This window comes from Kineococcus aurantiacus (assembly GCF_013409345.1).
GTDB lineage: Bacteria > Actinomycetota > Actinomycetes > Actinomycetales > Kineococcaceae > Kineococcus > Kineococcus aurantiacus.
The window spans coordinates 136,603-158,009 of sequence record NZ_JACCBB010000001.1 but is presented as its reverse complement, the minus strand read 5'-3'; the positions used below and the strand labels follow the sequence as shown (position 1 = coordinate 158,009).

Below are 21,407 nucleotides of genomic sequence, written 5' to 3'. Positions count from 1 at the left end.
TCGGCGCATGCTGGGGGGACGCGCACGACGCACACCCGGTGCACAGCCCGACCAGGGGGGAACCCACATGACCACGATGACCCGGCCGACCACCCGGCGCCGGCGCCGGCTCGGCACGCTGGCCGCCAGCGGAGCGGTCGTCCTCGCGCTCGGCCTCGGCGCCTGCGGCGGCGGTGACGACGCGGCGTCCCCGTCCTCCGCGGCGACCGCCTCCCCGGCCACCGAGCTGACCGCGTTCGAAGCGGTCAAGGCGTCGGCGAAGACCTCCCAGGAGGCCGGCAGCGCCCGGTTCTCCCTCACGGCCAGCGGCACCGGGGAGGCCGCGCAGGTCGGCGGCCTGAGCGCCGACGGCTCCTTCGACGCCACCACCGGGGCGTTCGAGATGGCGGTGGCCCTGCCCGCCGCGGCCGGCGGCAGCCAGGTCACGCTGCGCTTCGTCGACGACGTGGCCTACCTGTCCGGGGCGCCGCTGACCGCGCAGGGGCAGTGGGTGCGGATGCCGCTGGACCAGCTGGGGTCGGCGGGTCTGGACACCTCCGCGATCGACCCGTCGAAGTCGCTGGAGCAGCTGCAGGGCGTGGCCCAGGACGTGCGCGAGCTGCCCGCGCAGGACATCCGCGGGGTCCGGGCCACCGGGTACGCCGGGACGATCGACGCCCAGCAGGCGCTGGCGCAGCTGCCCGCCGACCAGCAGACCGAGGAGGCGAAGCAGGCCGCCGCGCAGCTGGGGACCATCCCGTTCGAGCTGTACGTCGACGACCAGGACCGTCCCGTCCGCCTCAGCGAGACGATCACCGTCGAGGCCTCCACGATGACCGTCCAGACGGACTTCTTCGACTGGGGCACCGACGTCGACGTGGCCGCCCCGGACCCGGCCTCGGTCAAGGACCTGCCGGACACGGGCTCGCTGCCGGACGCGCCGGCGACCCCCGCGCCCGCGGGCGCCTGAGGCGCGTCGTGCGGGTCGGTGCACCGCGCCGACCCGCACGACGGGGTGCCCCGCGGTGCGCCGCACCGCGGACCCGCCGGGTCGGGGGGAAGCGTCGAAACCGCCCGCGCGGCACGGTGCCGGGCGTACGCCCGCACGCCTCTGAGGCAACCCACAGGAGGCGTCCGTGAAAGCCCGCCGCACCTTCATCGCCCTGCTGACCGCCCTGCTGACCGCCCTGGTCACCGCCACGCCGGCCGCCGCCGTCACCGGGGGCGACCCCGACGGCCAGCGGCACCCGAACGTCGCGCTCATCGTCCTGTACGACGCGGCCGGCCGTTACCGCTGCTCCGCGACCCTGGTCTCGCCCACGGTCCTGCTCACCGCCGCGCACTGCACCGCCGACGCCGTCGGCCGCGCAGCGGTGACGTTCGAGACCTCCATCGCCGAGGCGCCCCCGAGCCCGCTGCCGGTCGCCGCGGACCCCGCCGCCGGCTACACGCAGGCGGAGCTGGAGGCCGCGGGCTACCGCTCGGGCACCGCCTACGCCCACCCCGCGTACTCCGGCTTCACCGACTTCGACAACTGGAACGACGTGGGCGTCGTCGTGCTCGACCGGCCGGTCACCGGGATCGCGCCCGCCCCCCTGGCCACCACGGGCACCCTCGACCGGTACGCGCAGCCGGTGCTCAACAAGACCCTGTTCGAGGTCGTCGGGTACGGCACGGAGGTCCGCAAGCCCGACAGCGGCCCGCAGAAGCCGGAACCGATGGGCTACCCGCTGCTGCGCCGCTACACCACCTCCCCCGGCCAGAAGCTGACGCCCCAGCTGCTGCAGCTGAACGGCAACCCGGCCGACACCCGCGGCGGGGGCGGCACGTGCTTCGGCGACTCCGGCGGCCCGGTGTTCCTGGACGGCCGGATCGTGGCCGTGACGAGCTACACCCGGACCGCCAACTGCCGCTACATCGGCGGCTACCAGCGCGTGGAGATCCCCGTCGTGCGCCAGTGGCTGGCGACGTTCGGGCTGCCCGCCTGAGCGGTGCCCCGGCCCCGGGACCCGCGCCGGGCACCCGGGGCCCGGGCACCCGCGCGACGGTCCACCCCGGACGGCTCCTACGCTGCCCGGCGTGGACCGTCGCGCTGCCAGCACCCGTCGGCTCTACCGCGGCGGGGCGGTGTACTCCCCGGCCGACCCCTTCGCCACGGCGATGCTCGTGGAGGGCTCGACGATCGCGTGGGTGGGCCCGGACGAGGCCGCCGGGGCCTGGACGCGCGAGGGCGACGAGGTCGTCGACCTGCGCGGCCGGCTCATCACCCCCGCCTTCGTCGACGCGCACACCCACCTCACCGAGACCGGCCTGCGCCTGGAGGGGCTGGACCTGAGCGCGGCCGCGAGCGCGGCGCAGCTGCTGGAGGCCGTGGCGGCGCGCGCGGTGCCCGGTCGCCTGCTCGTCGGGCACGGCTGGGACGAGTCGGGCTGGCCCGCGGGGGAGGCGGTGCCGACGCGCGCGCAGCTGGACCGGGCCGCCGGTGGGGCGCCGGTGCTGCTGTCGCGGGTGGACGGCCACAGCGCGCTGGTCAGCTCGGCGCTGGCGCAGGCGGCGGGCCTGCGCCGGCTGCCGGGGTGGGACGAGGACGGCCGGGTGCGCGGGGCGGCGCACCACGCGGCGCTGGACGCGCGCTGGGGGGCCCTGGGGCCCTCGCAGCTGCAGGGTGCGCGGCGGGCGGCGCTGGCCGCGGCCGTGGCCGCGGGCATCGGGTCGGTGCACGAGATGTCGGGGCGCTGGCTGGCGCCGGCGGGGGACCTGGAGGCGCTGCAGGCCCTGGCGGCGGCGGAGCCGTCGCCGCAGGTCGTGGGGTACCTGGCGGAGCGGGTGGACAGCCCGGAGCAGGCGCGGGCGGTGCTGGCGGGGTCGGCGGCGCAGCTGGCGGGGCTGGGCGGGGACCTGGTGGTCGACGGGTCGCTGGGCTCGCGCACGGCGGCGCTGCGGGCCGACTACGCCGACGCGCCGGGGTGGCGCGGTGAGCCGTCGCTGGACGTGGCCGCGGTGCGCGACCACGTCCACGCGTGCACGGTCGCGGGGGTGCAGGCCGCGTTCCACGCCATCGGGGACGCGGCCCTGGAGGTGGTGGTCCAGGCGCTGGAGGAGGTCGCGGCGCGGCTGGGGACGGCGGCGCTGGCCTCGGCGGGGCACCGGGTCGAGCACGCGGTGGTGGCCGACGAGTCGGTCGTGGCCGCCTTCGCGCGGTTGGGGACCGCCGTGAGCACGCAGCCGGCCTTCGACGCCACGTGGGGCGGGCCGGGGGGCCTGTACGCGCAGCGGCTGGGGGAGCGGGTCGGGCGGACGCACCCGTTCGCGGCGTGGGCGGCGGCGGGGGTGCCGATGGCGTTCGGCTCGGACACGCCGGTGACGCCGTTCGCGCCGTGGGCGGCGGTGCGGGCGGCGGCGTTCCCGCACGAGGAGGAGCGGGCGGTGTCGGTGCGGGCCGCGTTCCTGGCGCACACGCGCGGTGGGCACCGGCTGGCGGGCCGGGGGCACCCGGGGGTGCTGCGGCCGGGCGCCCCGGCGACGTACGCGGTGTGGGACGTGGCCGAGCTCGTGGTGCAGGCCCCGGACCGGCGGTTGTCGGGGTGGAGCACCGACGCGCGGTCGGGCACGCCGGGGTTGCCGGACATGGGCCCGGGGGCGGTGGAGCCGGTGTGCCTGCGGACGGCGGTGGAGGGCGCGGTGGTGCACGACGTGCCGCAGGGGCTGGTGGGCTGACGACACGCCGGGGCGACACGCCGGGTGACGAGGCCTGATCACGGACGGTCATGCCCGCATGACCTGCCGCGATGCCCCGGAGGTGGTCCGCGGGCCGGTTGACAGCGGGCAACGGCTGAGTAGCGTCCAGGTGCAGCCCACGTCGAGGAAGCCCGGTCGGCCACCTCGCGCCGGCGTCCCGCAGTCGCACCACCTGCGGGGACGCTCGGCGCGGGTGTCCGCCGGAGTGGGCGAGGTCGGGTCCGTGCGCCCTTAGAAAACGGCGCACACCTCGTAGCCGACGAGGTGCGCGACGGCGCGAGGGGTGCGCGGGCTCGACCGGCAGGACCGCCCGGGCGCCGGGAACCGGTCCCGGGCCCCGGCGGTTACCCTCACGTGGTGCCTCCCCGTCCGGTCGACCCCGCGCCCGTGCGCCTCCCGGTCACCCTGGTCCTGGCCGTCCTCGGCGGCCTGGCCGCCTGGGCGGCGTTCCCCGGGGCCGTGACCGCCCCCGGCCTGTGGCCCACCGCCGTGCTCGCCGTCGCGCTGCTGACCGTCGCCACGCACGGTGCGCGGGCGCGCCGCGGGGCCTGGGCGGGGCTGCTGTTCGGGTTCGCCTTCATGTTCCCCCACCTGTCGTGGAGCGGGACGTACGTGGGGCTGCTGCCGTGGTCGGCCCTGACGGTGGCCTGCGCGCTGTTCTACGGCGTCCTGGGCGCCTGCCTGCCGCGCCTGCAGCGCGCCCGCCGGCGGCTGGCCCCGCTGGCCGTGGCGACCGGCTGGGTGGCGCTGGAGGCGGCCCGTGCCCGGGTCCCCTTCGAGGGTTTCCCGTGGGGGCGGCTGGCCTTCTCCCAGGCCGACGCCCCCACGCTGGGCCTGGCCGCGCTGGGCGGGTCGCCCGCGGTGACGTTCGGCGTGGCGCTGGCGGGGGCCCTGGTGGCCTCGGCGGTGCTGGCCCTGCTGCGGCTGCCCGCGCCGGTGGGGGCCCCGCGCGCCGTCCCCCGGCTGCGCCCGGCGGTGGCGCTCCTGCTCGCGGCGGCCGCCGTCACGTGGTCGGGGGCGCTCGTGCCGCGCCCGACGGCGGCCGAGGACGGCACCCGGCGCGTCGCCGCGGTGCAGGGCAACACCCCCGCGGAGGGGCTGGAGTTCAACGCCGAGCGCCGGGCGGTGCTGGACAACCACGCCGCGGCCACCGAGCGGCTGGCCCGGGAGGTGGCGGCGGGTACGCAGGAGCGGCCCGACCTGGTCCTGTGGCCGGAGAACTCCAGCGACATCGACCCCTACGAGAACCCCGACGCGCAGGCGGTCATCGAGCAGGCCGCCCGCGACGTCGGCGTGCCCGTCCTGGTGGGTGCGGTCCTGGACGGCCCGGGCCGGTACGTGTCGAACACCGGCCTGGTCGTGACGCCGCAGGACGGCATCGCCGGGGCCCGCGAGGACGACACGCGGCACTACGTCAAGCAGCGCCCGGCCCCCTTCGCCGAGTACATGCCCTACCGGTCCTTCTTCCGGGTCTTCAGCGACAAGGTCGACCTCATCACCCGCGACTTCGTCCACGGCGACCACGTGGGGCTGCTGACGATGGGGGACGTGCGGGTCGGTGACGTCATCTGCTTCGAGGTGGCCTTCGACGACACCGTCCGGCAGTCGGTGCGGGCCGGGGCGCAGTTCCTCGTGGTGCAGACCAACAACGCGACGTTCGGGACGTCCGACGAGGCGGTCCAGCAGCTGGCGATGTCGCGGTTGCGGGCGGTGGAGTCGGGCCGGGCGGTCGTGCAGATCTCCACGGTCGGCGTCAGCGCCCTGATCAGCCCCGACGGCGTGGCGCACGACGAGTCCTCGCTGTTCACCCAGGACGTCCTGACCGGTGACGTGGTGCTGCGCTCGACGCAGACCGTCGCGACCCGCGTGGGGGCCGCGCCGGAGCTGGTGCTCAGCGCGCTGTGCGTGCTCCTGCTGGTGACGGCCCGCCGGGGTCCGCGCCGCGGCCGGCCGGGGGGCCGCTCGGCGTCGGCGCGGCCGGCCGGGGACCCGGTGCCGGCGTGAGGGCGCCGCGGTGGGTCCGGTGGGTTCCGGTGGGCCTGCTGCTGCTCGTCGTCCTGGAGGTCTGGCTGCTGGTGCAGCTGAGCCACGTCGTCGGTGGCGGGTGGGTGCTGGTGCTGCTGCTGGCCGAGACGTTCGGCGGGGCCCTGGTGCTGCGGCGGGCGGGGCGCCGGGCGGTGGCGGCCTTCCGGCAGACGGCCTCCGTGCCGTTCGGCGCGCCGGTGCCCGGTCAGGAACCGGGGGTCGTCGGCGACGCCGTGCTCACCGGGGTCGGGGGGCTGCTGCTGGTCCTGCCGGGCGTCGTCAGCGACGTCCTGGGGCTGCTGTGCGTCGTGCCCCCGACGCGGCGGTTGCTGCGGGCGGTCTTCGTCCGGCTGGTCCGCCGCCGGTTCGAGTCGGCGGTCCGGGCCGCGGCCGGGCCCACGGTCGTCGTGGGTGACGTGGTCGGTGACGTGGTGGACGGCGAGGTCGTCGACGGCGAGGTCGTGCCCGACGCGCCGCGGGGCCGACGGGAGCTGGGGCGCTGAACGCACGAGGGCCGGCCCACCCGTGCGGGTGGGCCGGCCCCTGCGGGTCCGCCGGTCAGGCGCTGCGCTTGATCAGCTCGCGGCTGCGCAGCAGCTCGAGCCTCTCGTCCAGCAGCACCTCCAGCTCGGCGATGGTGCGACGCTCCAGGAGCATGTCCCAGTGCGTGCGCGCCGGTTTGCCGGCCTTCTTCTCCGGTGCGTCGGTGTCGGCCCGCAGCGCCTCGGCGCCGCAACGGCACTCCCACAGCGGGGGCACGTCGGCCTCCACGGACATGGGCACCGTGATGGTGTGACCGTTCGGGCAGTGGTACGTGACCTGCTGCCGCTCAGCCGGCTCGACGCCGGACTCGCTCTCGAGGCTGGCGCCGCCGAGGCGGGACCCTCGCAGGTTGCGCTCGCTCATGTGAACCTCCCCACCGTCCCCTCCGCACGGCGACTCCCCGCGGTTCCGGGGGAGTGGAAGGGACCTGGTGGTTGAACGCCGTGACGATCCCCGCTGTTCCGCGTCCGACCGCCCCGAGGTGTGGAGGTCGTGTGCGCAGCGAGGTTGGTTGATTACTCAGCGTACTGGATCGGTACCTGACCGTGCCTGCTGAACTCCGGCGTCCACGTCGACCCGGACCAGCAGCACGGCGCCCACGACGAAGAAGGCGAGCAGCGCCACCAGCGCCGGGCGGTACGAACCGGTCAGCTGCGCCACCAGCCCGAACACCAGCGTCCCCAGCCAGCTCGTCCCGCGCTCACCGGCCTGGTAGAGGCTGAAGTACTCCGCCTCGGCCCCGGCCGGCACCAGCCGGCTGAACAGCGAGCGCGACAGCGCCTGCGTGCCGCCCAGCACCACCCCGATGAGGACCGCCAGGGCCAGCCACGTCGTGAACGCCCCGCGCGGGACGGCGAAGGCGGCCAGCACGACGACGATCCACAGCACCAGACCCCCCAGGACCGTGCGCTTGGCCCCGAACCGGCCCGCGAGGCGGCCGAAGGCGAGCGCGCCGAGGAAGGCCACGGCTTGCACGAGCAGCACGGTGGTCAGCAGCTGCGCCGACGAGAAGCCCAGCTCCTCCTGGCCGTAGACGCTGGAGGCGGCCACGACGGTCTGGATGCCGTCGTTGAAGACCAGGTAGGCCAGCAGGAAGCGCAGCACCTGCGGGTGGTGCCGCAGCCCCCGCAGGGTCCTCACGAGCTGGCGCACGGGGGCCGCCGGGGTCCGGTCGACGGCGGGGTCGGGGACCGGGCGGGCCGGCAGCCGGCGCAGCCCCACGACGGGCACGATCGTGAACAGCCCCCACCACAGCCCCGCCGAGGCCAGGCTGACCCGGACCGCCCACTCGGCGCTCAGGCCGAAGGTGGCCGGGGAGGACACCAGCAGCAGGTTCAGCCCCAGCAGCAGGAAACCGCCGAGGTAGCCCGCGGCCCAGCCGCGGGAGGAGACCGCGTCCCGCTCGGCCGGGCCCGAGACGTCCACCAGCAGTGCGTCGTTGACGACCAGGGACAGGGTGAGGCTGACCACGGCGACCAGGGCCAGCACCACCCCCAGCCACCAGCGGTCCCCGCCGACGGCGACCATGGCGGTCGCGGCCCCCGCCCCGACCCAGGCGAAACTGCCCAGCAGGCGGTGCCGGTGCCGGGTGCGGTCGGCCAGGGCCCCCACGAAGGGCAGCAGCAGCGCGGACAGCAGGGTGGCCGCGGTGGTCGTGTAGAGCGCCAGCGACCCGGGCGCCACGGGCACCCCCAGCACCGAGAGGGTGGCCGTGCAGCCCTCGCTCGCGCCCGGGCACGCGGCGCGGCGGGCCACGACGGTGAGGTAGGGGGCCAGCAGGACGGTCTGGGTGGTGGTCACGAAGGCGGAGTTGGCCCAGTCGTAGACGTACCAGGACCGTCGGGCGCGCCGCAGCGTCGCGTCGGTGGTGCTCACGGCACCCATCTCACCCGATCCACTGCCCCCGGCGGGTCAGGACGTCCTTGAGCACGTCGGCGCGGTCGGTGATGATCCCGTCGACCCCCAGGTCGAGCAGGGCCTCGATCTGGACCGGGTCGTCGACGGTCCACACGTGCACCTGGGCGCCGGCGCGGTGCACGGCCGTCACGAACCGCTCCGAGACGACCTCCACGCCCCCGTGCCGGACAGGGACCTGGACGGCGTCCACGCCACCCACCGCGGCCCGGACGAGGAACGGGGCGCGCAGCAGCGCACCGGCCAGGGCCAGGGCGGTGCCGGGGGAGCTGGCCGAGGTGGCCTCCCGCCCGCCGACGGCCGCCAGCGCGGCCCGGCGGCGCCGCTGCCCGAAGGCGGTGACCAGGACGCGGCCGTGGGCGGCGGTCCGGTCCAGTACCCCGGCGAGGTGGGGCAGCGCCGCCTCGGTCTTGACGTCGAGGTTGAACCGGGCCCGCGGGAAGCTGCCCAGGACCTCCTCGAGGGTGGGCACGGGTTCACGGCCGCCGACGCGCAGGCGGCGCACCTGCGACCACGGCAGCTGCGAGAGGTCGCCGCGGCCGTCGGTGACGCGGTCGAGGTGCTCGTCGTGGAACGCGACGAGCTGCCCGTCGGCGGTGGCGCGGACGTCGGTCTCCAGGTACGTGTAGCCCAGGTCGACGGCCGCGGCGAAGGCCGGCAGGCAGTTCTCCAGCCCGCGCAGCGGCCCGGTGGCGCTGAAACCGCGGTGGGCCATCGCGATCGGCCCGTCCCACGCGCAGAACGCGTGGCGCGCCGGCGGCCTGCTCACCACCGTCGGCCCCCCGGCGCCCGGTGCCCCATCAGCCGGTGAACTCCCAGTGCCACGGCTCGAACTGCCCGCCGCGGTTCTGCGCCCACGCCGGGTTGATCCACCCGTACAGGGCCGCGTTGCGGTCCATCCACTGGTGCTGGGCGGAGTCGGCGTTCTGGATGCCGTCGCCGAGGTCGACGGCGATGCCCAGGCCGTGGCGGCTGGTGCCGGGCTTGGCCGCCAGCGTGGGCTTGCGGGCCTTGACGTCGATCTGCTCGGCCAGGGTCCGGTAGGAGTCCGTCACCGAGATGTTCTCGCCGAACTGCGCCGCGTAGGCCTCGTTCAGCGCCGCGAAGGCGTTGGCGGCGTCCGAGCGCAGGACGTGGCCGGGGGCGCTGGCCAGCGGGCACAGGGCGCTGCGGGGGATGAGGCCGTTGCCGTACCCCGACAGGCTGCCGCCGGTGGCGCAGTCCCCGCCGACGGGGATGAGCGCCCCCGCGGCGGCCGAGGCCGCGTACGCCGCGGCGGCGGCGTCGGCCGCCGCCTTGGCCGCGGCGAGGTTGGTGGCGCGGTCGGAGTCGCTGGCGGCGGTACCGGCGGCGGCGGCCTGCAGGACGGCCAGCTCCTGCACCTGGGTGCGCTGCTGGGCCACCAGGGCGTCGGCCCGGTGCTTGGCGTCGGTGGCGATCTCGGCCTGCTCGCGGGCCTCCTCGGCGGCCGCGGCGGCCTTGGCCGTGGCGTCGGCCTGCACCCGCTGGGCCTCCTCGTAGGCCTCCACGGCGTTGCTGCGGCCGTCGCCGATGCGCTTGGCCGAGGCGATGGCGGTGGCGGTGTCGTCGGTGGCCCCGCCCTTGAGGACCGACACCAGGCCGGAGTACTCCGTCAGCGACGCGGCGCCGCGGTAGGCCTCCGAGGCCCACTGCCCCAGGTCCTTCTTGCCCTCGGCCAGCGTCGCCTCGGCCTGGGCGAGCCGGTCGCGCTGGGCGGCCTCCTCGCGCACCGCGGCGTCCTTGGCCTCCACGGCCTGCTGGTAGGTCTCCAGCGCCGCCCCGGCGCGGGCGGCGAGGTCGTCGAGCCGGCCCTGGGCCGCGGCCAGGTCGGCCTGGGCCTGGGCCAGCTGGGCCGCCGACCGCGCGGCCTGCTCGCGGGCCTGGTCCAGCTCGGCCTGCGTGGGCGCGTCGTCGGCGGGGACGGCGGCGGGGACGGCCGGGGCGGCCGCGCTCGCACCGGCGGGCGGGGCGGCCGCGGCGCCGGTCGTCACACCGAGGGCCAGGCAGCCCGTGCTCGTCGCGGCGGCCACGAGCAGCAGCGCGGAGCGGAGGGGGGACCTGGCCGGGGAGGAAGGCACGTCGTGTACGTCCAGTGCGCTCGGGGGCGTGAGCCCGGATCGGCTGTGCGGTGTGACGGGGGCGTCCGGTGTGAGGGGTGAGGCGTGTCGAGTCGTGGTGGAGGTCCTGTGACGGACCGTCCGTGCCGGACCCTACTCCCCGCAACCTCGGCACTTCGAGCACCGCCACGGAGCGGTGGACGGAGTTTGTGACGAGCATCACCTCGCTGTCGGCTGACGGCTCGTCACGTTCCGCATCGCCCCGGGGAGTCCGGTGGCATCATCCGGCGGTGCCCGAGCCCACTCCCGACGCCAGCCCGCTGCCCGCCGTCGCGCAGGCCGCCGCCGACGACGCCGGCGGCCTGGACCCGGCCCTGCTCGGCGACTTCCTCGACGACCTGTGGCGCGCCGTCCTCGACGGCCGCCGCCTGTCCTCGGCCCGGATCGCGCGCTACCGCGCCGTCGGCGAGCGCGCCGCGGGCTCCGGCGTGGCGCTGCGCGCCCTGCTGGACCTGTACCTGTCCGCCGCCTGGCGCCTGTGGCGGCACCTGCCGCCGGTCGCCGCGGCCGCCGACGACCCCGCGGGTGTCGTCACCGCCGGGGAGGTGGTCCTGCGGGCCACCGACGACGCCGTCGCCGTCCTCAGCGAGGCCTACCAGCTGGCCCGCCGTCAGCTGATCCGCCGCGAGGAGTCCGACCGGCGCGAGTTCGTCGACGACCTGCTCGCCGGGACCGCCGACCTGCCCGGGCTGCTGCGGCGGGCGCCCCGCTACGGCCTGGACCTGACCGGCCCGCACGCCGTCGCCGTCGTGCGGGCCGAGACGCCCTTCGTCGACGCCACGGCCCAGCTGGCCGCCGTCGAGCGCCGCCTGCAGGGCGCCTCCGCCGACGCCGACCCCCTGGTCGCCACGAAGGACGGTGCCCTCGTCGTCGTCTTCGCCGCCCCGGACCGGGCCGCGGTCGCCGAGGTCCTGGACCGCCTGCGCGAGGTGCTGGGGTCCCCCGACCGCAGCGGCTGGCGCGCCGGGGTGGGGCGCCCGGGGCCCGGGGCCGCCGGCGTCGTCGGCTCCTACGAGCAGGCCCGGGCCGCCCTGGCCCTGGGGCGGCGGCTCGGTGGCGGGACCGTCTCCGACGCCGCCGACCTGCTCGTCTACGAGGTGCTGCTGCGCGACCGCGCGGTGGCCACCGACCTCGTCGAGTCGACCCTGGGGCCCCTGCGCGGGGTCCGCGGTGGCCTGGCCCCGCTGCTGGACACCCTGGAGGCCTACCTGGGTTCGGGGGGCAACGCGACCGAGGCGGCGCGGCGGCTGCACCTGTCGGTGCGGGCCGTCACCTACCGCCTCACGCGCGTGCGGGACCTGACCGGCCTGGACGTCACCCGCCCCGACCAGCGGTTCGGGGTCCAGGCCGCGGTGCTGGCCGCGCGGGCCCTCGGCTGGCCCGGCTCCACCGCCTGATTGCCGGGTCCCGGCAACCAGGGGTGCTGAACTCGTCCAGCGCTCGACTCGCCGTTGCGCGCCTCCGGCAGTCACCATGGAGACCGGGCGGCAGTCGCCGACCCGCTCACCTCCAACCGACGGGAGCAGGCAGTGGACCTGGACCTCGACGTCCCCGTGTGGGCCTGGGTGGGGCTCGGTGCGGTCATCGTCGTCATGCTGGCGATCGACCTCCTGGCCCACCGCGGCGCCCACGTCATCAAGTTCAAGGAAGCCGCGATCTGGAGCGCGGTCTGGGTCGCCATCGCGCTCGTCTTCGGCGGGATCGTCTTCTGGGCCTACGGCGCCGAGGCCGGTACGGCCTACACCACGGCGTGGTTGCTGGAGAAGAGCCTGTCGGTCGACAACCTCTTCGTCTTCGCGCTGATCTTCGGGTACTTCAAGGTGCCCCGCGAGTACCAGCACCGCGTCCTGTTCTTCGGCGTCTTCGGCGCCCTGCTCTTCCGCGGCATCTTCCTCGGCGCCGGCGTCGCCATCGTCGAGCGCTTCACCGCGATCCTGTTCGTCTTCGGCGCGATCCTGCTGTGGTCGGCCTGGAAGATGGTCAAGGGTGACGACGACGACGTGGACCCCAGCACCAACATCGGCGTCCGGCTGCTCAAGCGGGTCCTGCCGCTGAAGGACGAGTACCACGGCCAGAAGTTCTTCATCAAGGAGGCGGGCAAGCGCTACGGCACCCCGCTGCTGGCCGTCGTCGCCGCCATCGAGGCCGCTGACCTCATCTTCGCCGTCGACAGCGTCCCGGCCGTCCTGGCCGTCTCCGACGAGGCGTTCATCGTCTACTCCTCCAACGCCTTCGCCATCCTGGGTCTGCGCTCGCTGTTCTTCCTCCTGTCGGGTCTGCTCGAGCGCTTCCACCTGCTGTCCAAGGCGCTGGCCTTCATCCTGGCCTTCATCGGCGTGAAGCTGTTCTTCCAGGCCGGGCACGAGGTCATCGACCCCGCCATCCCGCACGTGCCGACCTGGCTGAGCCTGGCCGTCATCGTCGTGTCCCTGACGCTGGCGATCGTCCTGAGCCTGCGCCGCCCGGCCCCGGAGGGCACCGACGGCGAGGGCACCGACGGCGAGAGCACCGACGGCCAGAGCACCGACGGCGGGAGCACCGACGGCAGGAGCACCGACGGCGGGAGCACCGGCGCCGGGACCGCGGCCGTCGGGAGCACGGACGGGCAGGTCGCCGGTGAGCCCACCGGGTCCCGCGGGCTCGACGACGCCCCGGCCGCCGGGGAGGGCAGCGGCACCCGCCGCTGACCCCGGCCGACCCCCCGCGACACCCGCCTCCGCCGATCGGGGGCGGGTGTTGCGCCGTCCGGGTGCGATCGGTGCGGCCCGGCTCAGGTGCCCGCGGCCCGGCGTCGAGGACGCCGGTGACGGACCACCCGACGCCGGTTCCCAGGAGGACCACCGTGAAGCAGTTCACCTGCGGGGACGTCGTGGCCGGCTGCTCGCGCACGTTCGTGGCCGCCGACAGCGACGCGCTCCTCACCCAGGTCACCGGTCACGCCCGCTCCGACCACGGCCTGGCCGACGTGCCGGCCGAGCTCGTCGGGCAGGTGCTGCTGGCCATCCGCGAGGCGGCCTGAGCCCACCGGTGCCCGGCCGGGCCCGGCGTGGTCCACTGTCGGGCGTGCACCGCTCGCCGAGCCCGCTGCTGGTCGCCGCCACGGTCAGCTACGCGGCCAACTGCGCCCTGGGCGCGGCCGTCGCCGCCGGGGTCCTGGACACCTCCGGCGCCCGCTGGGTCCACCACGGCGTCTACGTCACGACCGCGGCCCTGACCGCCGCGGCCGGGGCCGACCTGCTGCGCCGCCGCTCCGCGGCGCTGTGGCCGTTGCTGCCGGTGGCCGCGCCGCTGCTGGCGATCCCGGCGGTGCCGGCGCGTTCGCGCTGGCACCCGGTGCTGGCCGCCACGGCCGCCCCCGCGTACGTCCTGGCCCTGCGGGCGGCGTGATGGAGCTGCGTCAGGCCATCGCCGCGCGCCGGACCACCAACGGCGCGTTCTTGCCCGACCCCGTCAGCGCCGAGCACCAGCGGATCCTCGTCGAGGTCGCCGCCCGCGCCCCCTCGCAGCTGAACAGCCAGCCGTGGCGGTTCGTCCTGGTGGAGTCGCGCGAGACCATCGAGGAGGTCGCCCGCATCAGCGGCGCGTCGATGACGACCGCCATGGGCAACGGCACGTTCTTCGAGCGCTACAAGCGGTACTTCCGCTTCAGCGCCGAGGAGGTGCGGCGCACCGGCACCGGCATGCTCTTCGACCGGCTGCCCGCGCCGCTGCGGCCCTTCAGCCGCAGCGTCTTCACCCGGCGGGGGCAGTTCGCGATGAACCTGCTGCGCGTGCCGCAGCTGCTGGGCCGGCAGAACCGGGCGCTGGTGGCCGGGTCGCCCCTGCTCGTGGGCGTCATGCTCGACCGGGCCGAGTACCGGCCGGGGGAGCTGTCCTCCTTCTACTCCCTGTTCTCGATGGGAGCGGCGATGGAGAACGTCTGGCTCACCACGACGGAGCTGGGCCTGGGGATCCAGTTCGTCAGCTTCCCCATGGAGGTGCCGGGGGCCTGGGACCGCATCACGGACCTGCTGGCCGTCCCGCCGGAGCTGGAACTCATGGCCGTGTACCGCGTCGGGTACCTGCCGCCGGAGGAACGGCGGCCCGTCATCGACTGGACCAGCTCCCAGCGCCGGCCGGTGTCGCAGTACGTGTTCCGCGAGCGCTGCACCACCCCGCAGACGGGGTGGGACGGCCCCCTCGAACCTCTGGGCGCGGACTCCGGTGGAGGTCCCGGCGACGACCCCGGCGAGCGCGTGCGGTGACGGGCGCGCCCGCCCCGGTGCCGTCGGCCACCGGTGAGCGGCCTCTGGGAGACTGCCGGGTGTGACTGCGCCCTTCTTCCTGGACTGCGACACCGGCATCGACGACGCCATGGCCATCGGGTGGCTGGTGGCCTCCCCGGGGGTGGACCTCGTCGGCGTCTCGACGGTCAGCGGGAACCTCGACGCCGCCGGCGGCGCCCGCAACACCCTGGACCTGCTGGCCCTGCTGGGCCGGCCCGACGTGCCCGTCAGCGTCGGGGCCCACGACTTCCTCGACCACGCCTACTCCGGCGGCGCGCCGGAGGTCCACGGCGTCAACGGCGTCGGGGAGGTGCGGCTGCCGCGGGCCGCCGCCGAGCCCACCGGCCTGTCGGGGGCCCAGGCCGTCGTCGAGGCCGCCCGGGCGCACGCGGGGGAGTTGCGGCTCCTGGCGATCGGGCCGTTCACGAACATCGCGCTGGCCCTGGAGCTGGAACCGCGGCTGCCGGAGCTGGTGAAGGAGTTCACCGTCATGGGCGGGGCCGCGATGGCGCCGGGCAACGTCTCGGCGCTGGCCGAGGCGAACGTCGCCAACGACCCGCTGGCCGCGCACCGGGTGTTCACCGCCGGTTTCAACCTGACGATGATCGGCCTGGACGTCACCATGCGGCACGTGTTCGAGGAGTCGCACCGGCAGCGGCTGCTGGCCGTGGGGACCCCCGGCGCGGTCGCGATCGCGCAGATGCTGGAGTTCTACTTCGCGTTCTACGCCCAGCGCTTCGGGCGCCCCTGCGCGGTGCTGCACGACCCGCTGGCCGCGGCCGTCGCCACGGGGGACGTGGAGCTCGCCGTCGCACCGACGGTCCCCGTCGTGGTCGACCACACCGACGGGCCCGCGCGCGGGCAGACCATCGCGGACCTGCGCGACCTGTACCAGGGTTTCCCCCACACCTACCCCGGCGGCACCCGGGTGGCGCTGGAGATCCCCGGCGACTTCGCCGGGACGCTGCTGGACCGGCTGTCGACGCTCTGAAACCCGTTGGCGTCCGGGCCTTCCGGCCGCCTACGCTGCTGCGGTGATCAGACACCCCCACGCCGGTGAGGACGCGCGCCGGATCGCCGAGGCCGGCACCGTGCTGCTGACCCAGGTCGGCAGCGGGGTGCACGGCACGGCCATCGACGGCCAGGACGACCGCGACGAGCTGGGGCTGTGCCTGGAACCGGTGGAGTTCGTCGCGGGCCTGGCCCGGGTGCGGACCCCCGGCGGGCGGGAGATCGGGTTCGAGCAGTACGAGCTGCACACCGCGTGGTCCCGGTCGCGCGGTCTGGCCGAACCCTCCGGGCCCGGGGACCTGGACGTCGTCGTGTACAGCGCCCGCAAGTGGGCCCGGCTCGCCCTGGCCGGCAACCCGACGGTCCTGCTGCCGCTGTGGGTCCCGGACGCGGAGGTCGTGGAGGTCACCGCGGCCGGGGCCGAACTGCGGGCCGGGGCGGAGCGTTTCGCCAGCCGCACCGCCGGCCGCCGGTTCCTGGGGTACCTGCGGTCCCAGCGCGACGCCGTCGCGGCCCGCCGCACCCGCGCGCGGTCCGGTGGGGCGTCCTACGCCGCCAAACCCGCGACGCACGCCCTGCGGCTGGGGCTGCAGGGGCTGGAACTGCTGCGGACGGGGCGGGTCACCCTGCCGGTGCCGCCGCCGGAGCGGGAGCGGTTGCGGTCGGTGCGCCGGGGGGAGTGGGAACGCCGGGACGTCGAGGCGTGGATCGCCGACCTGGAGGCCGACCTCGCCGCGGCGGTGGAGCGCAGCGACCTGCCCGAGCGGGCCGACCGGGTGTGGCTGGACGCCTGGCTCACCCGGTCCCACCGGGAGTTCTGGGCCCGCTGACCCGTCGCGCGCGACGGGCCGGCGGGCTGCGCCTCAGGGCGCCAGGTGGTCCGCGAGGCGGTCGACCGTCGTGGTCCAGCCCTCGCGGACGCCCAGGTCGAGCCAGTGGGCGACCTGGTCCTCGTCGAGGTGCTCGCCGAGGACCAGCGTCGCCGTCATGCGCGTGCCCGCCGCGGTGGGCTCGAACGCGACGTGGATCCTCGGCACGGCGTCGAGGTCGTCGGGGTCGAGGTCGGGCCAGCCGCCGGGGGCGCCCCAGCTGAACTCCAGCCGGTGCGGGGGTTCCACGACGTGGTACAGCCCGCCGGTGGCGTAGCGGCGCCCGCCGGGCCCCTCCTGCAGGGTGACCCGCCAGGACCCGCCGGGCCGCAGGTCGACGGCCGGGTGCGACTCGGCGGCCGGCAGCCCGGAGAACCACTCGAGCTGGTCGGGGTCGGTCCACGCGGCGAAGACCCGCTCGCAGGGCACGGGGTAGTCGCGGACGAGTTCGATGGTGCGCTGGGCGGTGGGGGTGCTCACGGCGTCTCCTTCGACAGCTGATCGGCGAGTCGGTCGAACCGGTCGGTGAAGAACCGGCGGTAGTCGTCCATCCAGGCGTCGACGTCCTGCAGCGGGTCCGCGACGAGCCGGCACGGCCGCCACTGGGCCTGCCGGGTCTTGGCGACGAGCCCGGCCCGTTCGAGGACCGTCAGGTGCCGCGAGATCGCGGGCAGCGTGAGGTCGTGCGGGGCGGCGAGCTCGTTGACGGTCGCCTCCCCGCGCCGGAGCTGGTCGAGCAGGGCGCGGCGGGTCGGGTCGGCCAGGGCCGCGAAGGTGACCGAGAGTCGATCTTGCACTTGAGCACCTCCGCAATGAACGAGTGGCTCAAGTACAACGCGCGCGGTGACCCCGGTCAAGGGGTGGCGGCGAACCAGGCCGTGGCCCGCACGACGAACTGCCGGCCCGGCAGGAGTTCCGGGCACCACCCGGACGTCGACCCCCGGCCTCGGGGGCCCGGCTCAGGACCGGGCGTCCTCCGCCCACGTCGCGGCCACCAGCGCGTTGGCGTGCCCCTGCCCCAGGCCGTGCTCGGCCTTCAGCCAGGCGACCTGCTGCATGTGCTTGACGCCGGGGTTCTGCGCGCGGTGCTCGCGCAGCAGCCGCTGCCAGTGCGTCACGGGGTGGCCGTGCTTCGCCTCGATGGCGGGGAAGTAGGACGCGGGTCCCTTCGGGGTCTCGGGCACGGGACCTGCCTACCGCCGGTCGCCGGCCCCGTCAACGGCGCGCGGCGCCGACGGGGGGAGCGGTGCCCGAACCCCGCCCGCGTCCGGGCCCGACGCCCTAGGTTCGTGCCGTGCTGATCGCCGACCGGGTCGCCCTGCTCCTGCTCGACGACCGCGGCCGGCGGCGGGTGCCCGCCCGGGCGGCGGCCACCGTCCTGGCGGGGGCCCTGCTCAGCGAACTCGTGCTGCGGGGGGACCTGGAGGCCGACCCCGGGACGGGCCGGCTGCTGGCCCGCCCCGGCGCGGCCCCCGAGCGCCGGCTGGCGGCCGCGCTGGCGGCGGTCACCGCCGCCGCGGGGGACGCCGCCCGCAGCGTCTGCGCGCTGGCCGACGGGCCCGTGTGGGACGAGGCCGTGGCGGCCCTGGGGAAGGCCGGTGACCTGCGCACCGAACGGCGGCGCCGGTTCCTGGTGCTCACCACCGTGCGGTGGTTCCGGCGGGAGGAGGCCGTGACCGCGCTGCAGACGCAGGTGCGCACGGCGGTGTCGGCCGCCCGCCGCCGGGGCGGGCGGACGGGCACGGCGCGAGCGGTCGACCCCGCCACGGTCAGCCTCGTCGTGCTGCTGGCCGGCGCCGGGTGCCTGCGCGCGGTGGCTCCCCACCTGCCGGGCGGGATGGACCCCGACGAGGCCGCCGACGTCCTGGCCGACGCCCGCACCCTGCCGCCGCCGGCGCGGGAGGCGCTGGAGGACGTCGAGTCCGCGGTCGCCGTCCGCGTCCACGCCCTCACCGGCGGGGACTCCTCCGGGGACGGCACGGCCGGCGGCAGCAGCAGCGGTGGCGACGACCACCACGGTCACCACGGTCACCACGGCGGCTCCCACGGGGGCTGGGACGGGGGGTCCGACGGCGGCGGGGGTGGTGGTGACGGCGGTGGCGGTGGTGGCGGCGACTGAGCCGGTCGCCCCGGACCGGCTCAGGGGACCACGCGGTCCAGCCGGGCGAGCATCTCGGCGAGGTCGGCCTCGGTGGTGGCGGAGTTGAGCCGGGCGTGCGCGCTGGTGTCGAGGCCGGTGCGCTGCGCGAATTCCGCGCCGTCGCTGAGGTGGACCCGGGCGCGACCCTGCGCGAGGTGGAGCGCCGCACCGAGGCCGCCCACGGACGTCCCCTGCCGGCACCGCGGACCGCCTGGACGGTGTGGTTCTGCCTGCTGGGCGGCTGCTACGGGCTGACCACCTGGATCGGGGAACTGCCGGCCGACTCCGGTCACGACGTCGTGAGGTCCGTCGCGCACCTCGTCCTCACGGCCCTGCGGGGCGTCCCGGGTTTCGCCCTGGCCTCGGCGGTGGCGGAGTTCGTCCACGGGAACTCCGCGGGGCTGACCGGGCTCCTGGTCCCGGGGTCCTTCCTGCAGTTCTGCCTCTTCGGCACGTTCTCCTGCCTCTTCGCCTCCACCCCCGGGCTGTTCCCGACCCGCGCCCGGCTCTTCGCCGCCGGGTCCGTGGTCGCCGTGCTGTTCCTGCCCGAGACGCGCGGGGCGGTGCTGGAGGACATCGCCCGCTGACCGGTGCGCACCCCGGACGGCGGGAGGACCCCGGCGGCGCCTCAGCCGACCGGCTGCACCAGGTCGGGGTCGTCGTGGCGGGGGGAGTTCACCGCGGTCGACACCTCGTGGCTGACCAGCCGCGGTTCGGGCAGCGCGTCGAGGACCTGCCGGACGAGGTCGAGGTCGGTGAGCGCGGGGTCCAGCCAGTCGTCGCGCATCTCGTCGGGGACGACGACGGGCGTGCGGTCGTGGATGTGGCCGAGCGCGTCGCCGGCCCGGGTGGTCAGGATCGTGAACGTCCACAACCACCGGTCGGGGTCGTCCTCCGCCTTGGCGGGGTCGGGCCACAGCTCGTAGAGCCCGGCGAAGGCGAGGACACCGCCGTCGGCGGCGTGCAGGAAGTGCGGGACCTTCTGAGCGCGGCCTTCGCGCTTCTCCCACTCGTAGTACCCGTCGGCGGGCACCAGCAGACGGCGCTTCGCTGCGGCCCGCTTGAAGGCGGGTTTCTCGGTGACGGTCTCCACCCGGGCGTTGACCATGCGGTTGCCGATCCTGGCGTCCTTGGCCCACACGGGCACCAGGCCCCAGCGCACGGTGCGCAGCTGCCGGGTGGGTCCTGCGGTCGCCGCGCCGTCGGCGTCCTCGCGCGGGGCGCGGTCGAGGACCACCCGGACGTCCTGGGTGGGGGCGATGTTGTAGGAGGCCGGCACCGGGGCGCCCACGACCTCGCCGACGTCGAAGAGGTCGACGAGCTCGTCGTCCGGGCGGGAACGCGCGTAGCGGCCACACATGCCTGGCAGTGTCCCCCGGCGCGGCCCGTCCCGCACGGGCGGCGAGGCCGGGACCGGCCCCGGTGCGGGGCGTTGACGCGCCACGGGGCGGGGGCTAGCTTCCTCAACGTTTCCCCAGCCGAGCGACGTTGCTCCTCCAAGGAGAAGACCGCATGTCCTTCACACCCTCCCGGCGCAGCATCGTGCTCGCCGGCGCGGCGGCCACCGCCCTCGTCGGCGCGGCCACCGCCCCCGCGGCCGCCGCCCCCGTGGCCCAGCACGAGCCGTCGTTGTCCGCCGAACCCTGGGGCGCCCTGCCGGACGGAACCCCCGTCGAGCGCTGGACCCTCGCCAACGGCGAGGTCACCGCCCGCGTCCTGACCTACGGCGGCATCCTGCAGAGCCTGGAGTTCCCCGACCACCAGGGCCGGGTCCGCAACGTGGTCCTCGGTTTCGCCGACCTCGAGGGGTACCTCGCCGGCAACAACCCCGGGCCCTACTTCGGGGCGCTCATCGGCCGCTACGGCAACCGGATCGCGGGCGGGAAGTTCACCCTCGACGGGGTCGAGCACCAGCTGCCCCTGAACAACGGGCCGAACAGCCTGCACGGCGGCACCGACTCCTTCGACAAGCGCGTGTGGTCGGCGACGCCGGTCTTCGGCGACCACACCGTCGGCCTGCGGCTGTCCCTCGACAGCCCCGACGGCGACCAGGGGTACCCGGGGAACCTGCACGTGGAGGTCACCTACTCCCTGGACCGGTTCGCGCAGCTGAGCCTGGACTACTTCGCCACCACCGACGCCGCGACGGTCGTGAACCTCACCAACCACAGCTACTGGAACCTCGCGGGGGAGGGTTCCGGCAACGCCCTCGACCAGCTGCTGACCATCCACGCCGACGGTTTCACCCCCGTGGACGAGACGCTCATCCCCACCGGGGAGATCGCGCCGGTGGCCGGGACCCCGCTGGACTTCCGCACCCCGACGCGGATCGAGGCCCGGGTCCGCCAGCCCTACCAGCAGATCCTCTTCGGCCAGGGCTACGACCACAACTGGGTCCTGAACCGGGTCGGCGACGGGCTGGAGGAGGCGGCCGTCCTGGAGGACACCCGCAGCGGGCGCACCCTGCGGATCTCCACGACGGAACCGGGGCTGCAGTTCTACTCCGGCAACTTCCTCGACGCCACGCTCGTGGGCACCGGCGGCGGCACCTACCGCCAGGGCGACGGCGTGGCGCTGGAGACCCAGCACTTCCCCGACTCCCCGAACCAGCCGGACTTCCCCTCCACCGTCCTGCGGCCGGGGGAGGAGTACCGCACGACGACGGTGTTCGCGTTCTCGCGCTGAACCCGCCGCCGTCCACCGGCGCCCCGCGGGGCGCCGGTGGACACGTCGTGGGACGTCCTGAGCACCGCGCACCCGCGGGTGAACCGTCCGCCCCCGACGG

The 21,407-nt window shown here is 75.9% G+C and carries 24 protein-coding genes; 15 read left to right on the top strand and 9 right to left on the bottom strand.

All coding sequences use genetic code 11. The features are described 5' to 3' along the window. Positions 1–67 precede the first annotated feature (67 nt). From BJ968_RS00785 to BJ968_RS00765, 5 genes are all read left to right on the top strand, one after another. A complete protein-coding gene (locus BJ968_RS00785) occupies positions 68–949 on the top strand; it encodes an SCO4651 family lipoprotein (RefSeq protein ID WP_179748361.1) in 882 nt (293 codons plus the stop codon). Positions 950–1,115: 166 nt separating this feature from the next. Then, positions 1,116–1,967 (top strand): trypsin-like serine protease, encoded by an 852-nt coding sequence (locus BJ968_RS00780; RefSeq protein ID WP_218884672.1) that lies wholly within the window; start codon positions 1,116–1,118, stop codon positions 1,965–1,967. 172 nt (positions 1,968–2,139) lie between these two features. Then, entirely contained in the window at positions 2,140–3,696 is a 1,557-nt protein-coding gene (locus BJ968_RS00775; protein WP_179755949.1) for an amidohydrolase, read from the top strand. A gap of 378 nt (positions 3,697–4,074) precedes the next feature. Then, a complete protein-coding gene (lnt, locus tag BJ968_RS00770) occupies positions 4,075–5,721 on the top strand; it encodes an apolipoprotein N-acyltransferase (protein ID WP_343077731.1) in 1,647 nt (548 codons plus the stop codon). 29 nt (positions 5,722–5,750) lie between these two features. Next, a complete protein-coding gene (locus BJ968_RS00765; protein WP_179748357.1) occupies positions 5,751–6,245 on the top strand; it encodes an FxsA family protein in 495 nt (164 codons plus the stop codon). Positions 6,246–6,300: 55 nt separating this feature from the next. On the opposite strand, the gene BJ968_RS00760 is transcribed toward BJ968_RS00765, so the two are convergent. The 4 genes from BJ968_RS00760 to BJ968_RS26200 form a co-directional block, all read right to left on the bottom strand. Continuing rightward, positions 6,301–6,648 carry an RNA polymerase-binding protein RbpA gene (locus BJ968_RS00760; RefSeq protein ID WP_179748355.1) on the bottom strand — a complete coding sequence of 116 codons (348 nt, stop codon included), beginning with the start codon at positions 6,646–6,648 and terminating at the stop codon, positions 6,301–6,303. 156 nt (positions 6,649–6,804) lie between these two features. Next, complete coding sequence (locus BJ968_RS00755) at positions 6,805–8,169, bottom strand: MFS transporter (protein ID WP_179748353.1); 1,365 nt, start codon at positions 8,167–8,169, stop codon at positions 6,805–6,807. A 1-nt stretch (position 8,170) separates the two neighbouring features. Further along, on the bottom strand, positions 8,171–8,971 hold the full coding sequence (locus tag BJ968_RS00750) for a glycerophosphodiester phosphodiesterase family protein (RefSeq protein ID WP_425491451.1): 801 nt from the start codon (positions 8,969–8,971) through the stop codon (positions 8,171–8,173). 28 nt (positions 8,972–8,999) lie between these two features. After that, positions 9,000–10,298, bottom strand: coding sequence for a D-alanyl-D-alanine carboxypeptidase family protein (locus BJ968_RS26200; protein WP_179748350.1), 1,299 nt, complete (start codon positions 10,296–10,298; stop codon positions 9,000–9,002). Between the two features lie 269 nt (positions 10,299–10,567). On the opposite strand from BJ968_RS26200, the gene BJ968_RS00740 reads away from it, so the two are divergent. The 7 genes from BJ968_RS00740 (at position 10,568) to BJ968_RS00710 (ending at position 16,443) form a co-directional block, all read left to right on the top strand. Next, positions 10,568–11,734, top strand: coding sequence for a PucR family transcriptional regulator (locus BJ968_RS00740; RefSeq protein ID WP_343077729.1), 1,167 nt, complete (start codon positions 10,568–10,570; stop codon positions 11,732–11,734). A 195-nt stretch (positions 11,735–11,929) separates the two neighbouring features. Beyond that, positions 11,930–13,024 carry a TerC/Alx family metal homeostasis membrane protein gene (locus tag BJ968_RS00735; protein ID WP_179755943.1) on the top strand — a complete coding sequence of 365 codons (1,095 nt, stop codon included), beginning with the start codon at positions 11,930–11,932 and terminating at the stop codon, positions 13,022–13,024. Between the two features lie 155 nt (positions 13,025–13,179). After that, on the top strand, positions 13,180–13,356 hold the full coding sequence (locus BJ968_RS26195) for a DUF1059 domain-containing protein (protein ID WP_179748346.1): 177 nt from the start codon (positions 13,180–13,182) through the stop codon (positions 13,354–13,356). Positions 13,357–13,400: 44 nt separating this feature from the next. Continuing rightward, positions 13,401–13,724, top strand: coding sequence for a hypothetical protein (locus tag BJ968_RS00725; RefSeq protein WP_179748344.1), 324 nt, complete (start codon positions 13,401–13,403; stop codon positions 13,722–13,724). Next, positions 13,724–14,581 (top strand): nitroreductase family protein, encoded by an 858-nt coding sequence (locus BJ968_RS00720; protein ID WP_179748342.1) that lies wholly within the window; start codon positions 13,724–13,726, stop codon positions 14,579–14,581. The genes BJ968_RS00725 and BJ968_RS00720 overlap by 1 nt, the downstream gene beginning before the upstream one ends. Positions 14,582–14,642: 61 nt before the next feature. Next, positions 14,643–15,593: a nucleoside hydrolase gene (locus BJ968_RS00715; RefSeq protein ID WP_179748339.1), complete on the top strand. Its 951-nt coding sequence runs from the start codon at positions 14,643–14,645 to the stop codon at positions 15,591–15,593. Positions 15,594–15,636: 43 nt separating this feature from the next. After that, positions 15,637–16,443, top strand: coding sequence for a DNA polymerase beta superfamily protein (locus BJ968_RS00710; RefSeq protein WP_218884671.1), 807 nt, complete (start codon positions 15,637–15,639; stop codon positions 16,441–16,443). Positions 16,444–16,476: 33 nt separating this feature from the next. Here the strand turns inward: BJ968_RS00710 and BJ968_RS00705 are convergent, their stop codons facing one another. From BJ968_RS00705 to BJ968_RS00695, 3 genes are all read right to left on the bottom strand, one after another. Beyond that, entirely contained in the window at positions 16,477–16,962 is a 486-nt protein-coding gene (locus BJ968_RS00705; RefSeq protein WP_179748337.1) for an SRPBCC domain-containing protein, read from the bottom strand. Then, positions 16,959–17,279 carry a metalloregulator ArsR/SmtB family transcription factor gene (locus BJ968_RS00700; protein WP_179748336.1) on the bottom strand — a complete coding sequence of 107 codons (321 nt, stop codon included), beginning with the start codon at positions 17,277–17,279 and terminating at the stop codon, positions 16,959–16,961. Before BJ968_RS00700 ends, BJ968_RS00705 begins: the two co-directional genes overlap by 4 nt. Before the next feature lie 162 nt (positions 17,280–17,441). After that, positions 17,442–17,666, bottom strand: coding sequence for a DUF4287 domain-containing protein (locus BJ968_RS00695; RefSeq protein WP_179748334.1), 225 nt, complete (start codon positions 17,664–17,666; stop codon positions 17,442–17,444). 110 nt (positions 17,667–17,776) lie between these two features. Here BJ968_RS00695 and BJ968_RS00690 point away from each other — a divergent pair, with 110 nt between their 5' ends. Next, positions 17,777–18,601, top strand: a complete 825-nt coding sequence (locus BJ968_RS00690) for a GPP34 family phosphoprotein (RefSeq protein WP_179748332.1) — start codon at positions 17,777–17,779, stop codon at positions 18,599–18,601. A gap of 20 nt (positions 18,602–18,621) precedes the next feature. Here BJ968_RS00690 and BJ968_RS00685 read toward each other — a convergent pair whose 3' ends face one another. Further along, positions 18,622–18,804 carry a hypothetical protein gene (locus BJ968_RS00685; RefSeq protein WP_179748331.1) on the bottom strand — a complete coding sequence of 61 codons (183 nt, stop codon included), beginning with the start codon at positions 18,802–18,804 and terminating at the stop codon, positions 18,622–18,624. Here BJ968_RS00685 and BJ968_RS00680 point away from each other — a divergent pair. After that, a complete protein-coding gene (locus BJ968_RS00680) occupies positions 18,778–19,209 on the top strand; it encodes an MFS transporter (RefSeq protein ID WP_179748329.1) in 432 nt (143 codons plus the stop codon). The two genes, BJ968_RS00685 and BJ968_RS00680, sit on opposite strands and share 27 nt — an antisense overlap. 41 nt (positions 19,210–19,250) lie before the next feature. Here the strand turns inward: BJ968_RS00680 and BJ968_RS00675 are convergent, their stop codons facing one another. After that, positions 19,251–19,982 (bottom strand): SOS response-associated peptidase, encoded by a 732-nt coding sequence (locus BJ968_RS00675; protein ID WP_179748327.1) that lies wholly within the window; start codon positions 19,980–19,982, stop codon positions 19,251–19,253. 152 nt (positions 19,983–20,134) lie between these two features. On the opposite strand from BJ968_RS00675, the gene BJ968_RS00670 reads away from it, so the two are divergent. Next, the gene (locus BJ968_RS00670; protein ID WP_179748325.1) at positions 20,135–21,307 is read left to right on the top strand and encodes an aldose epimerase family protein; all 1,173 of its coding nucleotides are present in this window, start codon (positions 20,135–20,137) and stop codon (positions 21,305–21,307) included. Positions 21,308–21,407 lie beyond the last annotated feature (100 nt).

Excerpts from the sequence above, each read along its gene's own strand:
- BJ968_RS00785 (WP_179748361.1), top strand. The coding sequence starts at position 68 with ATGACCACGATGACCCGGCCGACCACCCGGCGCCGGCGCCGGCTCGGC.
- BJ968_RS00775 (WP_179755949.1), top strand. The coding sequence starts at position 2,140 with ATGCTCGTGGAGGGCTCGACGATCGCGTGGGTGGGCCCGGACGAGGCC.
- BJ968_RS00760 (WP_179748355.1), bottom strand. The coding sequence starts at position 6,648 with ATGAGCGAGCGCAACCTGCGAGGGTCCCGCCTCGGCGGCGCCAGCCTC.
- BJ968_RS00755 (WP_179748353.1), bottom strand. The coding sequence starts at position 8,169 with ATGGGTGCCGTGAGCACCACCGACGCGACGCTGCGGCGCGCCCGACGG.
- BJ968_RS00735 (WP_179755943.1), top strand. The coding sequence starts at position 11,930 with ATGCTGGCGATCGACCTCCTGGCCCACCGCGGCGCCCACGTCATCAAG.
- BJ968_RS00720 (WP_179748342.1), top strand. The coding sequence starts at position 13,724 with ATGGAGCTGCGTCAGGCCATCGCCGCGCGCCGGACCACCAACGGCGCG.
- BJ968_RS00675 (WP_179748327.1), bottom strand. The coding sequence starts at position 19,982 with ATGTGTGGCCGCTACGCGCGTTCCCGCCCGGACGACGAGCTCGTCGAC.
- BJ968_RS00670 (WP_179748325.1), top strand. The coding sequence starts at position 20,135 with ATGTCCTTCACACCCTCCCGGCGCAGCATCGTGCTCGCCGGCGCGGCG.